The organism is Desulfobaccales bacterium (assembly GCA_041648175.1).
GTDB lineage: Bacteria > Desulfobacterota > Desulfobaccia > Desulfobaccales > 0-14-0-80-60-11 > 0-14-0-80-60-11.
The window spans coordinates 155043-169262 of record JBAZPO010000006.1; the positions used below are offsets into that span (position 1 = coordinate 155043).

The window sequence follows — 14220 nt, forward strand, 5'->3', positions numbered from 1 at the left end:
CTATCGCGCCAACGCCATAAGTCATCTAGGCCCTTTGGGGACTAAGATAGCGCCAGCTACGGGATGCATATTGCCGGCCAATCTGATGGCTCCTCTGCGGCAATTTCCCAGGGCTTCCCGAGACTGGCCGCTAGACTTATCAGCCAGTTTGGCAGCCACCATCATCCCGGCGATCAATATGAGGATAATGCCGAACGACAACAAGGTCCAAATCATCTTGTCTCTCTTCAGGCCGGCGTCTGTCCACACTCTTGGACAGTGGGGCAAAAACACCTAGCTTTTAATCGGGGGCTCCGTTAGATAGTGGATATCACTGGCCCTCATTTCAATGAGCCTGGGGTTGATTTCCTTCAGCGATTCAAACTCTTCCCGGCTCAAGAAGCGTATCGGGGCCAGCTCCTCCACGATGGCAAAACGCTCGCCCTCCTGAAAACAGGTTCCTTTAGTTGGTTGCAAGGCGTAATTCCTCCTTGCCAAAAAAAATCAAAATTATTTTTCCCAGGGTAAAAGGAGGTATGATGGTCCCGAATCTATGGCAATTCATACATACCTCCTCCTCCTGATAGCCAACGCTGGATCAAAAATAATACAGCGCGGTCAACATGGGGGTGAATTTTTGGACCCCGTTTTTGCCCGCTAAGTCAAAGGAACACCCTGCGGCCAAGGACAATTTATCCGTGGCTATGAATTCCAGCGCCGGCAGGAGGCCGATGACGGTTTGCGGGGTTTGGTAACCCTGGATCGTATGGAGGTTGTTCCAGGTCCAGGTGCTGTACATTTCCAACAGGCCCACAAATTTCCAAAAGAGCGGCACTTCTGCAGCCACGTTGAAGGTCACATACTCCCGGGAACGGACGTTACGGGTGGGATCGGACCCGATCTTAAACAGGTTGACCGGACTATTTAACCAAATATTGCTGTAAAGCAGGAAGGGCTTCAGCCATTTGTACAGGTTGACACCGGTGGTGAAAGTCAAGGCTCCGGTGCCGATGGCATCCTGGCCTAAGAACGCGGGGTTGAGGAGGGAGGCATGACCCGTAGGAATGCTGGCAAACCCCGCCACCCCGGACACTGCCGGCCGCCAATCGGTTTCCGGCAGCAAGTTGTATTTGACGATGGCCGTCATATCGCCGATGCCGCTGTAACTGGCGGAGTTTTCGCCATTGGGGCCGCGGGCCTTCACATCATAGGCCCAGTTCGTAATGAAAGGGATAATGACATAAACTTCCATGTCTTTCATAGGGCCATAGGTAAACTTTACCGGCATGTAAAAGGTACGAAATTTTCCGCCGGGGTCCACCTTCTCCCAGTCTCTGTTAAGGGCGTTCGGGTAAAAGGACATGGCCGTCCAGACTTGCATGGCGAACTTGCCGGTGGAAATGGGCATGCAGGTGTCGCTGATCACGGGGCCACAGGTAGTGGGAGCCGTTTCTCCCTTCTTCTCCTCGGGCGGCGGCGTCGGTTGCCCCATAATAGGCGGACCGGCTATCTGAGCCTGGGCCGGGGAAGCTAGCCCCGTCCCCAAGCCACCCAGAACCAACATGGCCATCAGGCTTAAGATCAAGCCCCTGCCCATAAACCCTTTACTCTTTACCCCTGAAATCTCCATACCATATTCTCCTTGCTTGGTTATAGTTGTGTCGCTGAGGCGATGGCATCACCGCCTATCTACAAAAAACGGGAAAAGAGCTCTCCTCCTCCCTCCCCGATAAACTCACACTGCGGCGTCTCCCGTTTCTCCGGTGCGGATCCGGAGGACTTCCGCCACCGGATAGACGAAGATCTTGCCATCCCCGATTCTGCCGGTACGGGCGGTCTTGCTGATGGTCTCCACTATCAGGGTGGCCTTGTCGTCGGAGGTCACGATCTCCATCTTCACCTTGGGAAGGAAATCCACCTGGTACTCCATGCCCCGGTAGACTTCCCGGAGCCCTTTTTGCCGACCAAAACCCTTTACTTCCGTAATGGTCATGCCTGTAACATCGATCCCATGCAGCGCCTCTTTTACCGCTTCCAACCGGAAAGGCTGAATGATGGCCTCTATTTTCTTCATGCGGGTTCTCCTCTCATCGTGATGGCCGGCTGTACCGGGTTGTTTAGTTTGGGCAGGCCGGGAGCAGGTTGACTCCAGTTATGCCTGACCATTGGCCGCTTCCTCCCGCTTACCCTTAATTACCGCGAAGTCAGGATAGGCCAGCACGCCGGTTTCCGGGATATCCAGACCGCCCATTTCTACCTCAGCAGAGACCCGGTTGCCGATAATCACATCGATCAGCTTAAAGACGAGGTAGGCCGATATGGAGACGAAGATAACGAGAGCCACGACATCAATGATCTGGGCTAAGAATTGGGAGGCATCGCCATAGAACAGCCCTTTGACCGTGCCCTCGACGCCGTTCCATTTATCGCCATAAGTGCCGTCGGCAAAAAGCCCCAGGGACAGGATGCCCCAAGCGCCGCAGACGCCGTGCACCGAGACCGCGCCGACGGGATCGTCAACCTTCAGGACGCCGTCGACGAATAAGACGCTCAACACCACCAGGACGCCGGCGATGAGGCCGATGAGCACCGCAATCGGGGCGCTCACAAAGGCGCAGGGAGCGGTGATAGCCACCAGGCCCGCCAGCAGGCCGTTGACGCACATGGTGGGGTCAGGCTTGCCGAAGCGCATCCACATATAAATCATGGCTGATAAGGCCCCGCCGGCCGAAGCCAGCATGGTATTGGTGGCAATGACGCCGATCCTGAGATCGGTGCCCGCCAGGGTGGAGCCGGGGTTAAACCCGAACCAACCGAAGGCCAGGATCAAAGCGCCGGCAATACCCATGGGAATATGGTGGCCCGGGATGGCGTTGGGGGTGCCATCCTTTTTGAACTTGCCGATCCGGGGGCCGAGAATCCAGGCCCCGACCAGAGCGGTCACGCCTCCGACCATATGCACCACGCCGGAACCGGCAAAGTCCACCGCGCCGTGGCCCAGGCCGGCATTGGTCCCCAGTTGCGCCAGCCAGCCGCCGCCCCAGACCCAGTTGCCGAAAATGGGGTAGATCAGCATTGAAATGAAAAAGCCGTAGAAGATAAAGGCCAGGAATTTCCAGCGTTCCGCCATGGCCCCGGTGGGGATGGTAGCCGTGGTGTCCATAAAGACCATCTGGAAGAGGAACAGGGTAAAGATCGAGACGTCATAAGTCCCGCCGCTGAGGAAAAACCCCTTATACCCGATAATCCCCCAATCTTTGCCGAATAAATTCAGAGTTAATTCGTTGCCTAAATTGGCGACCATGCCCAAGTTTGCCACCTGGCCCACGCCGCCGAACATAAAAGCGAAGCCGCAGATCCAGAAGCCCAACATGCCAATAACGTACACCATGAAATTCATGAGCATGGTGTGGGACGCGTTCTTGGCCCGGGTAAAGCCGGTCTCAACCAGAGCAAACCCCAATTGCATGAACATGACCAGGTAGCCGGTGATCAGGGTCCAGACAATATTGATAGAGATTTTGTTATGGCCCACCGCGTCCATAATTTCCGCCAAGACGGGCTTGCCCGCTTCCTTGGCCGGAATGTCCTTGGCGCTGCCGGTCACTGTACCTGCGGCATCAGGAGTATCGGTAACGACGGGGGCGGCCGCCGCCGCAGGCGCTGCCGGAGCCACCTCGTCCGCCGCCCACACCAAAAGCGGCGGCAATACCAGCATGACAACTAAACATACCACCATAAAGATCATTGCGCGTTTATGATTCACCGTGATATTCCCCTCTTAATTGTTTTTATAGGAGCGCTCATAGTGAATGTTAAGCAAATGTTATGCCACTTTTTTTCATAATTATTTCAATATATTGTACTATCAGCCACTTTTTATATATTACGTTAATGTAACTTAAACGATAATTGTTGTTCATTTATGTCATTTTATCAGCCAGGTCCAAATTCGCCAGCCTCTGGTCATGGAATTGAATAAAATAAGGAAATTAAGAGGTTAAAAGAAGCTGTTGGAGCCCAAGACCAGAGTGTGGCTGCGTGCTGCCCGAAGGAAGGCCGGAGGGAGCGCAAGAGACTCCCTCCGTTTACGGAATTTCCGTTAAATGGCGCTTTCACCGGTTTCGCCAGTACGAATCCGGAGGACTTCCCCCACCGGATAAACAAAGATTTTGCCGTCCCCGATCCTGCCGGTGCGGGCTTTGTTAACAATGGTGTCAATAATGGCCTGCACCTTGTCGTCGGCAGCCACGATCTCGATTTTTACCTTGGGCAGGAAATCCACCTGATACTCCATACCCCGGTAAACCTCCCGGATGCCCTTTTGCCGTCCGAAACCCTTGACTTCGCTGACCGTCATGCCTTCGACACTGATGGCATGGAGGGCTTCCTTAACCGGTTCCAGCTTGAAGGGCTGGATAATCGCCTCGATCTTTTTCATAATTTACCTCCCGAATTACAGACTGTACCCAGTTTCTTGATGCTCGCTGATATCCAAGCCGCGCACCTCATCATCCGTTGATACCCTGAGGCCTATGGTGGCGTCAAGGATTTTAAAGAGGATGTAGCTCACCACAAATGAGTAGACTACGGTAACCAGCACCGCGATGAACTGGGTCCACAGTTGGCCGGGGTTGCCGAAGAACAGGCCGTCGGCGCCGGCGGGGTTTATCAGTTTGGAAGCGAACAGCCCGGTGGCCAGGGCGCCCACGATCCCACCGACGCAGTGCACGCCCACCACGTCCAGGGAGTCATCGTAGCCCAGCTTGGGCTTGGCCAGGACGGCCAGGTAGCAGATAATGCCAGCGAGGATGCCGATGATGATGGCGGGCATGGGACCCACAAAGCCCGCCGCAGGGGTGATGGCTACCAGTCCGGCCACGGCTCCGGAAGCCGCGCCCAAGGTGGTGGGCTTGCCCCGGAAGATCCATTCCACAACGACCCACGCCAGGGTGGCGGCGCAGGTGGCCAGGTGAGTGGCCGTAAAGGCCGAGCTGGCCAGGGCGTTAGCGCCCAGGGCGCTGCCGGCGTTGAAGCCGAACCAGCCGAACCACAGGAGTCCGGCCCCCAGCACGGTCATGGGCAGGTTATGGGGAATGAAGGCTTCCGTGCCATTGCCATAGCCACCATAGCCGCGGCGGGGACCGACGACCAGGGCGGCGGCCAGGGCGGCGACCCCGGCATTGATATGTACAACGGTGCCCCCGGCAAAATCCAGGGCGCCCAGGCCCTTGAGCCAGCCGCCGTCGCCCCAGACCCAGTGAGCCACCGGACAATAGACGATGGTGACCCAGATGACCATGAACACCAAAAAGGCGCTGAACTTCATGCGTTCGGCGAAGGCCCCGGTGATCAGGGCCGGGGTGATGATGGCAAACATGGCCTGGTAGATCATGAAGGTCTGATGGGGAATGGTTTCGGAGTAGGCCTTAAAAGGCTCGAACCCCACGCCCGCCAGGCCGATCCAATCCAGGTTACCGATGATATGACCCACATCCGGGCCAAAGGCCAGACTATAACCCCAGAGCGCCCAGAGGACGCCGACCACGCCCAGCAGGATGAAGTTCTCCATAATGGTAGCCAGGACATTCTTGGAGCGCACCATGCCGCCATAAAACAAGGCCAGACCGGGGGTCATAAGCATCACCAGGGCAGCGGAAATCAGGACAAAGGCCGTATCAGCCGCATTCATAATACCATTTCTCCTCAAATGAATTTTTTGCTACCATCTATAAGCAATTCCCGTGCCATTTCTTATATAAGTAGTTTCAATAGGTTATATATAGTTTCATGATCACAAACTTACATAATTGTATTTTAATCACTGATTATGGTTACAATATTGAATTATTTAGGGCAGCTATTTTCAATAATAGTTAGATTATGGGACATTATTGTAGCCTAATATGATTACAATAATGTTGCTTGCCGCCATCCCGCTTCCCCTGCTCCGATACCGCGTCAATCGGCCGGCAGGCTTACTGCTCTATTTGTCCTGGATATCGGTTCCAGACTATGCAGCTGGTTGGGATGGGGCAATAATCCCATATGACCGATGGTCCGGCTACGGAAGGGGTGCGACGGTGGAAGACGGGATAGGGTGAATCGGGGCTGGAGGAGTCCAAGCGGGAGCCGTTGCGCACCGGCTCCCGGTCCGGATTTCAGGTTTTAGGTCAGGACTTCCCGCAGGGCATCGATCACCTGATCCTGCTCGGCGTCCGTCATGTCGGGGTATGAGGGCAGGATAATACTGTGGTCTTGCAGGTATTCGCTGACGGGCAAGGGATGACGCTGCGTGACGTCCCGGTAAGCGGGTTCCCGGTGGGCGCACATCACTCCCCGGCGGGTGTGAATTCCCCTGGAGAGCAGCGCCTGCATCACCTCCACCTGGCTTTGGGGGCGCTCTCGCGTCAGGGTGATCCAGTAGGATTGCCAGTTACTCCGGGCCCAGGCGGGTTCTTTGGGCAGGGCCACCTGAGGGCAGTCGGATAAGCCTTCCTGGTACCGGGCCGCCTGCCGCCGCCGGGGCGCGATCAAGTTTGGCAGACGCTTCAACTGCTCCCGGCCCACCGCCCCTTGAATGTCGCTCAAACGATAATTGTAGCCCACCTCCAGATATTGTTCGAACACCACCTTGGCGGCCCCGTGGCGCTCGGCGGTGGACAGCGACATGGCGTGGGTCCTCAGGCGCGCCAGGCGTTGCATGATTTCCGGATTACACCCGGTGATCATGCCGCCGTCGCCCGTGGTGATGATCTTGCGGGGGTGGAAAGAAAAGGTGGCCAAGTCCCCGCGCGGACGCCCGATTGGCTCCCAGACGTCATCAGCCAGGCTGATCTCCGAACCCACCGCACAGGCGGCGTCTTCCACCACCAGCAAACTATGCTCCCGGGCCAGGGGCAGAATGCGTTTAAGGTCACAAGGCATCCCCAACTGGTGCACCGCCAGGATGGCCCGGGTGCGGGGCGTGATGGCCCCTTCGATCAGGGCCGGGTCCATATTGCCGGTCTCAGCCATTACATCCACAAATACCGGGGTCGCGCCCACATAACGCACCGCGTTGGCAGTGGCGATAAACGAGGAACTAACGGTGATGACTTCATCCCCCGGCCTCAGATCCAGGGCCAGAAACGCCAGGTGCAGGGCCGCGGTGCCGCTGGAGCAGGCCACCGCCAGGGGCGCCCCCACCGCCGCGGCAAACTCTTTTTCAAAGGCCTCCACCTCCGGCCCTTGCACCACCCAACCCGACAGAATCGCCCGGCGGGCCGCCGCGGCCTCCTCTTCCCCTAATGTGGGCCGGGCCACGGGAATTGTCGCCATGTAGAACCTCCGAGTTATTTTTTGGGGGAGGGGCTAAGGGCTGAGGACCTTTATGAAAAAATCCCCCGGCCCTCCCCTCAAAATTACTATTCTTCCAACGCCTGCCAGGCCAGGCGGGCGGCGCCGACCAGTCCGGCGTCGTCTCCCAGTTGGGCCGGGCAGACGCTCACTGCCTCCGGGGGAAACAGGGTGAGGCGCCGATGCAATTCTGCCTCCAGGGGGTACTGGAACACCTCCCAGGCCCGGGCAAAGCGGCCGCCGATGACCACCCGGGAAATTCCCAGCAGGTGGACCACACTGGCAATGACCAGTCCCAAGCTGCGCCCCACCCGGTCGAAGGCCTTTCGGGCCAGGGGGTCCGCCTGCTGGGCCGCCACCACCAGGGTCTGGCCCTCGATGGCGTCGGGGTCGGCCTCATAGAGCTCTCGCAGCCAGGAAGACGCCCCCTGGGCCAGTTGTTCCTTGACCCAGGTTACCGTCCAAAACCCGGACGCCAGGGTTTCCAGGCAGCCCCGGTTACCGCAGTGGCATTTTCTGCCCTCCGGGTCCACGGTCATGTGGCCGATTTCCCCGGCGGTGCCTTCGTTGCCGGCCCACACCTGCCCATTGAGAATCAAGCCCCCGCCCACGCCGGTACCCAGGGTGATCCCCAACATATGCTGCTGGCCCACCCCGGCGCCCAGCCAGTGCTCTCCCAGAGCAAAAAGGTTGGCGTCGTTTTCCAGGAACAGGGGCCAGTTCACCTGGGAGGAAAGAAGAGGAATCAGGGGACAATCATTTAACGGAGGCACGTTGGGGGAAAAGACCACCAGGCCTTCTTGGGGATGGATGAGACCCGGAACCCCGATACCCACCCCTTTAATCTCCGAGCCCTGGGACCGGGCCTCTTCACCGGCAATGGCAATATCGGCGGCCAGGGTGGATACCAGGGCCGGCTGATCGGGCATGGAGGCCGTGGCCCGTTCCCACCGGCAGAGAATTTTGCCCTGGGAACTTACCAGGGCCAGGCGGACATTGGTGCCGCCCAGATCAATGCCCACCACCGCCGGATCTTTCACCTTAGGCCCCCCATTTTTGCGATCCGCTCTATTTCGGGGACAATCTCCGCCAACTCGGATACCGGAACTGCGCCGGCCCGGACCAGCCGGGGCGGCGAGCTGCTCACATCTATAATAGTGGACGGCTTGCCCCCCGGGCAATCACCCGCGTCCAGGATCAGGTCCACCACATCGGGAAACTCCCGGACAACCTCGTCCGCCCGGGTGAGCGGCGGCCGCCCGGAACGGTTGGCGCTGGTGCCGGTGATGGGGTAGCCCAGTTCGGTGATCAGGCGGCACGTGAGAGGGTGGCGGGGCTGCCGCACCCCAACAGTCCCGGTGCCCGCGGTAATCAGCCTGGGCAGTTGGGGAAGGCTCGGTAAAATAATGGTCAACGGACCGGGCCAGAATTTTTCCATAAGCCGCCGGGCCGGGTTCGGAACCTCGCGAACCAGTTGCTCAAGCATGGCCTGTCCGTCCACCAGCAGAAGCACCGGTTTTTCCGGGGCACGTTGTTTCAAGGCAAAGAGCCGGGATAAGGCCGCTTCCTGAAAGGGGTTGACCGCCAGCCCGAAAAAAGTTTCCGTGGGCACCGCGATGATGCCGTTGCCTTTCAGGACCCTCCGGGCCTCGTCCCAGAATTCCCCGGCATCCTCCTCCCGCCATGGCCAGATCCGTCCCATAGGGGCATGATACCCTCAGGAATTCCGGCTGGCAAGGAGATTGAGCATTTTAAAGCAGGGGGAAAAGGCGAAAAGGGGAAAGGGGAAAAAGGGATAAAAACCACAATTTTGGTGGCACAGGCGTCTCGCCTGTGCAGATGCAAGGTGCGCAGTGCGCACCCCACGGCTATCAGCGGTTCAGCTTTCAATTTATAGGGCGGGCCGTGCCCGCCGATTTACGGCGGCCATGGACCGCTCTATTCGTCTGATTAGTTAACCCTTTTCGCCTTTTTCCCTTTTTCCCTTTTCCCCCTGCTTTGGCAATCTCTGCCGCCGCGCTTCAAAGAGGGCCACGGCCCCGGAGGTGGCGGCGTTGAGGGAGCCGATTTCCGGAGCAGCCATGGGGATGGAAACGATGAGGTCGCACTGTTTCCGCACCCGGGGGCGCAGCCCCTTGTCCTCGGCTCCGATGACCAGGGCCAGGGGCTGGGTCAGATCGGTAGCATAAATGGTCTGGGGAGAGTCCGCCGCGGTGCCGATGATGGTCAGGCCCGCGTCTTTCAGCCTGGCTAAACCATCGGCCAGGTTGGTAACCCGGTAGACCGGCAGGTATTCCAGGGCCCCGGCCGCGGCCTTGGCCACCACCGGCGTCACCCCCACAGCCCGGTCCTTGGGAATGATGATGCCGTGAGAACCGGCGGCGAAGGCGCTGCGGCAGAGGTTCCCCAGGTTCATGGGGTCGGTGAGGCCGTCTGCGGCCACCAGCAGCGCGGGTTGCGCCAGGCCGTCCAGCATGTCGAGAAGCTCCACCTCACTTAAGTAGGTGTAGCTGCCCCGCCTGGCCATGATCCCTTGGTGGTTCAGGGTGCCGCAGAGGCGGTCCAGGGCGGCCCGATCCTGTATACGCAGACGCACCCCGGCAGCCCGGGCCAGCCGCTTAACCTCGTCCAGCCATTTGCCCCCGGCCCCCTGGGCCACGATAACCTCCTCTAGAGGATTATCAGCCTGGCGTAAGGCCGCCAGTACCGGGTGGCGTCCGTAGATAATTGGGCTCATTTAACTATCAGCTTTCAGCATATAGGGCGTCCCGTGGCACGCCGATATTCAGAGGCCTTGGGCCGCCCTATTCTTCTATACTTTTATGAAACTCAGGGTATAATCTTAAACGAATTATAGCAAATTAATATCGGTTTATTGTCGGCGCGCACCTATGTGTGCCCGGCTGGGGCCGGACATGCAAGTCCGTCCCTACAGGGGATGGGGAGGGTTTAAGGCGAGAGCGGGGAACTACGGGCGAGACGCCCGTAGCTACCAATTCCCCGACCACGCTCTTACTTGTTGGAAACCCATGGACGCGGCGCTTAATCAATTTTATCAGCATCTCGGAGTGGAGCGAGGTCTGGCCCCCTTGACCCTGGCGGCCTATGCTCGTGACCTCCAGGATTTCTGGGGGTTTCTTGAGGGTCGGGACCGCGCCGCTTGGGCCGCGGTGGACCTTGCCGACCTGCAAGATTATTTTGCCGCCCTGGAAGCCCGGGGGTTGTCGGCCCGTAGCCGGGCCCGGCGGTTGTCGGCGTTACGGCAATTTTTCCGGTTCCTCCAACGCGAGGACCAGGTTACCGCCAATCCCGTGGAACTGCTGGACTCGCCCCGTCTGCCCCAGCGCCTGCCCCAGGTCATGGGGGAAGAAGACGTGGCGACGCTTTTGGCCGCGCCGAACCCCGGCACCCCCGGGGGCTTAAGGGACCAGGCCCTCCTGGAAGTGCTCTATGCCACGGGTCTCAGGGTTTCGGAGCTGGTGGGCCTGACCTTCAAACAATTGGATCTGCGGCGCGGCGTGGTGCAGCCCCTGGGCAAAGGCTCCAAAGAGCGAGTGGTCCCCATGGTCCCCCTGGCGGTGGAAAAACTCCAGACTTATCTTAAGGAAGGACGGCCCAAGTTGCTGCAGGGCCGCGAAAGCCCTTACATTTTCGTAAATCATCGAGGCGGCCGGCTCTCCCGCCAGGGCTTCTGGAAGCTCTTGAAACAATACGCCCTCAAGGCCGGGATCAAGACCCTGAGCCCGCACACCCTACGGCATTCGTTCGCTACCCACCTGTTGTCCCGGGGGGCCAATTTGCGGGTCCTGCAAATGCTCCTGGGCCATGCCGACCTGGCCACCACCCAGATTTACACCCATCTGGACGCCGTGCGCCTCAAACTGGTGCACAAGAAATCCCATCCCCGCCCATGACCAACCGGAACCACCGGAACGGCGAAAACCAGCCTGCCCCGCCCCGCACCCTGGAGGTGATCACCACCCACTTGAACGCCGACTTCGACGCCATGGCCTCCATGGTGGCGGCCAGAAAGCTCTATCCCGAGGCGCTCCTGGTCTTTCCGGGCTCCCAAGAGCGCAACCTCCGGGATTTTTTCATCCGCTCCAGCTTTTATTTCGTGGATTTTACCCGGATCAAGCAGGTGCCCATGGAAGAGATCAAGCGTCTCATCCTGGTGGACACCCGCCAGGCCTCCCGCATCGGTAAATTCGCCGAAGTGGCCGCCACGGGTGAGGTGGATATCCACATCTACGACCACCACCCCGATACCGACGAAGACGTGCACGGCAGCCTGGAGGTGGTGGAGATGCTGGGGTCCACCACCGCCATCCTCACCCGCATAATCAAGGAGCGGGGGATTGCCCTGGCGCCGCCGGAGGCCACCGTCATGGCCCTGGGGCTGTTCGAGGATACCGGGTCTTTTACCTTTACGTCCACAACCCCCCAGGATTTTGAAGCCGGCGCCTTTCTCCTGGCCCAAGGAGCCGACCTCAACGTAGTCTCCGAGATCATCACCCGGGAGCTGAACGCCGAGCAGGTAGCCCTCTTGAACGACCTCCTGGAACACTCCACCAGTTTCCATGTAGGGGGCATCGAGGTGGTCCTGGCCCGCACCACCGCCCCGGAATACGTGCCGGATTTCGCGGTGGTGGCCCATCGCCTCATGGATGTGGAGAATATCCAGGTCCTCTTTGCCCTGGCCCAGATGGAGGACCGGGTCTTCGTGGTGGGGCGGAGCCGCCTGCCGGAAGTGGACGTGGCTGAGATTTTGTCTGAGTTGGGGGGCGGGGGGCACAGCTATGCCGCGTCCGCCGCCATCAAAGACCAGCCGCTAACCCAGGTGGAGGAAAAATTGCGCCAGGTCCTCCAAGCTCGGATTCATCCCGGCCGCCTGGCCCGGGAAGTCATGTCTTTCCCAGTCAAGTCCGTAACCCCCGAAGTCACCCTGGAGGAGGCGGAAATCATCGTCAACCGCTACAACATCAATGCCCTGCCGGTGCTCTTAGACGGCAAACTCCTGGGCTTGATCAACCGGCAAACCGTAGAAAAAGGAATTTTCCACGGCCTGAGGCGTCATCCGGTAAAGGATTATATGAACACCGAGGTGGCCACCGTGGACCCGGACGCCTCTATTGCGGAAATTCGGGACCGCCTGGTCATCAATAAACAGCGCGTCCTGCCCGTGGTGGAAAATGGCAAGGTCATCGGCCTCATCAGCCGCACCGACCTCCTGCACCTCCTCTTTGCCGAGCACGACGAGGCCCAGTGGTCCCAACCGGTCCGCACCAAGAACATCGAATCCCTCATGCGGGAGCGTCTTCCCAAGGACATCCTGGAGATTTTGAAACAGGTGGGGCTGGTGGCTGCGGAGTTAAAGTTCAGCGCCTACGTGGTGGGCGGCTTCGTCCGGGATCTGCTGCTCAAACATGAAAACCTGGACATCGACATCGTCATTGAAGGCGACGCCATCGTGTTCGCCCGGCGTTTTGCGGCGCAATTCGGCGCCAGATCCCGGGAGTTCCAGAAATTCAAGACCGGGGTGATCATTTTCCCCGACGGCTTTAAGATCGACGTGGCCACCGCCCGCACCGAATATTATGAGGCGCCGGGCGCGCTGCCCATCGTGGAATACAGCTCCATCAAGATGGATCTCTACCGCCGGGATTTTACCATCAACACCCTGGCCTTAAAGCTCAACCCCGGTGAGTTCGGCACCCTGCTGGATTTCTTCGGCGCCCAGCGGGATATCAAGGAAGGCCGCATCAGCCTGCTCCACAACCTGAGTTTTGTAGAAGATCCCACCCGGGTTTTTCGAGCCATCCGCTTCGAACAGCGCTTCAAATTCCGCATCACCAAGCTGGCCGCCAACCTCATCAATAATGCGGTCAAGAACAACTTTTTCGACCGCCTCTCGGGCTCCCGCCTGTTTGGCGAACTGCGGCTCATCCTCCAGGAAGACAACCCCATTCTCGCCATCGCCCGCCTGGCCGAGCTTAAGCTCCTTGCCGCGGTCCACCCCCGGCTGCTCTTCGACGAGGGCACCCGCCGCCTGCTGGAGCAGGTGCTGGCGGTCCTTTCCTGGTATGACCTGCTCTACCTGGGCGACCGCTACAAACGGTGGCTGGTCTATTTCCTGGGGTTGGTGGATCATCTGACCCTGGCGGAATTGACGGAGATGTTGGGCCGCTTTAACCTGTCTCCGAAACAGGCCGCGGCAATCAGCAGGGGCAAAGAGGCGGCTGAACAGGCCCTGCTCAGGCTATTCCGGTATGGGGAACCGACCCGCCCTCAGGTTTACCAGATCTTGGCCCCGCTGGAAACGGAGTTTATCCTCTATATGATGGCCAAGTCGCGCCATGAGGGTTCCCGCAAAGCCATCTCGCTCTATTTCACTCACCTCAAGCATCTCAAACCCGAACTCAAAGGGCGGGACCTGGTGGCTATGGGCTATCAACCCGGCCCCCTCATTAAAGAAATGCTGGATGCCCTGCTGGAAGCCCGCCTCAACGAGAAAGTCAAGAGCCGCAGCCAGGAAAAAGACTTCATCCGCCGCGCCTTCGGCCCGCCTCAATAGCACCGCTTTCAGTTTTCGGTTCCCGGAAAAAATAGCAGTGGCAATAAACTGTAATGCCGAAACTTGACCATGCAATCTTTGTATCTAAATTTAATATAACCCGACGTGCTGGCCCCCACCAAAACCCTATTTCACTATCAAGATCATACCCGCAACACCTCGTTATTTTTAATAAGTTCTTACAAGTGGCAAGTGATATGGCAGCCGGCACATCTTCTTCAGTGTGGGTAGGTTCATTGACCGAAAGTCACACGCTGCATCTTTGGGAGCGTCCAGATGCGATTCCCTGCTGCTCAACTCCTCTGCCCGTACCTCTGGTCTTCCTCGAA

The 14220-nt window shown here is 58.7% G+C and carries 13 protein-coding genes; 2 read left to right on the forward strand and 11 right to left on the reverse strand.

Annotation, left to right across the window (positions count from 1 at the left end):
• Positions 1 to 21: 21 nt before the first annotated feature.
• The 11 genes from WC600_07920 to rlmB all read right to left on the reverse strand — a co-directional run bounded on the left by WC600_07920 (position 22) and on the right by rlmB (position 10054).
• Positions 22 to 216, reverse strand: a complete 195-nt coding sequence (locus WC600_07920) for a hypothetical protein (protein ID MFA4902658.1) — start codon at positions 214 to 216, stop codon at positions 22 to 24.
• A gap of 57 nt (positions 217 to 273) precedes the next feature.
• Entirely contained in the window at positions 274 to 456 is a 183-nt protein-coding gene (locus tag WC600_07925; GenBank protein MFA4902659.1) for a hypothetical protein, read from the reverse strand.
• Between the two features lie 121 nt (positions 457 to 577).
• A complete protein-coding gene (locus tag WC600_07930) occupies positions 578 to 1609 on the reverse strand; it encodes a transporter (protein ID MFA4902660.1) in 1032 nt (343 codons plus the stop codon).
• 105 nt (positions 1610 to 1714) lie between these two features.
• Entirely contained in the window at positions 1715 to 2053 is a 339-nt protein-coding gene (locus WC600_07935) for a P-II family nitrogen regulator (GenBank protein ID MFA4902661.1), read from the reverse strand.
• A gap of 78 nt (positions 2054 to 2131) precedes the next feature.
• A complete protein-coding gene (locus WC600_07940; GenBank protein MFA4902662.1) occupies positions 2132 to 3745 on the reverse strand; it encodes an ammonium transporter in 1614 nt (537 codons plus the stop codon).
• 336 nt (positions 3746 to 4081) lie between these two features.
• Positions 4082 to 4420 (reverse strand): P-II family nitrogen regulator, encoded by a 339-nt coding sequence (locus tag WC600_07945; GenBank protein ID MFA4902663.1) that lies wholly within the window; start codon positions 4418 to 4420, stop codon positions 4082 to 4084.
• A 15-nt stretch (positions 4421 to 4435) separates the two neighbouring features.
• Positions 4436 to 5671, reverse strand: coding sequence for an ammonium transporter (locus WC600_07950; protein ID MFA4902664.1), 1236 nt, complete (start codon positions 5669 to 5671; stop codon positions 4436 to 4438).
• Positions 5672 to 6147: 476 nt separating this feature from the next.
• Positions 6148 to 7299, reverse strand: a complete 1152-nt coding sequence (locus WC600_07955) for a DegT/DnrJ/EryC1/StrS family aminotransferase (protein MFA4902665.1) — start codon at positions 7297 to 7299, stop codon at positions 6148 to 6150.
• Between the two features lie 86 nt (positions 7300 to 7385).
• Positions 7386 to 8357 (reverse strand): ROK family protein, encoded by a 972-nt coding sequence (locus tag WC600_07960; protein MFA4902666.1) that lies wholly within the window; start codon positions 8355 to 8357, stop codon positions 7386 to 7388.
• Positions 8354 to 9019: an L-threonylcarbamoyladenylate synthase gene (locus WC600_07965; protein MFA4902667.1), complete on the reverse strand. Its 666-nt coding sequence runs from the start codon at positions 9017 to 9019 to the stop codon at positions 8354 to 8356. The genes WC600_07960 and WC600_07965 overlap by 4 nt, the downstream gene beginning before the upstream one ends.
• A gap of 252 nt (positions 9020 to 9271) precedes the next feature.
• Positions 9272 to 10054 (reverse strand): 23S rRNA (guanosine(2251)-2'-O)-methyltransferase RlmB, encoded by a 783-nt coding sequence (rlmB, locus tag WC600_07970; GenBank protein ID MFA4902668.1) that lies wholly within the window; start codon positions 10052 to 10054, stop codon positions 9272 to 9274.
• 292 nt (positions 10055 to 10346) lie between these two features.
• Here rlmB and xerD point away from each other — a divergent pair, with 292 nt between their 5' ends.
• Both xerD and WC600_07980 read left to right on the forward strand, forming a co-directional pair.
• A complete protein-coding gene (xerD, locus tag WC600_07975; GenBank protein MFA4902669.1) occupies positions 10347 to 11231 on the forward strand; it encodes a site-specific tyrosine recombinase XerD in 885 nt (294 codons plus the stop codon).
• Positions 11228 to 13891, forward strand: a complete 2664-nt coding sequence (locus WC600_07980) for a CBS domain-containing protein (protein ID MFA4902670.1) — start codon at positions 11228 to 11230, stop codon at positions 13889 to 13891. The genes xerD and WC600_07980 overlap by 4 nt, the downstream gene beginning before the upstream one ends.
• Positions 13892 to 14220: the final 329 nt, after the last annotated feature.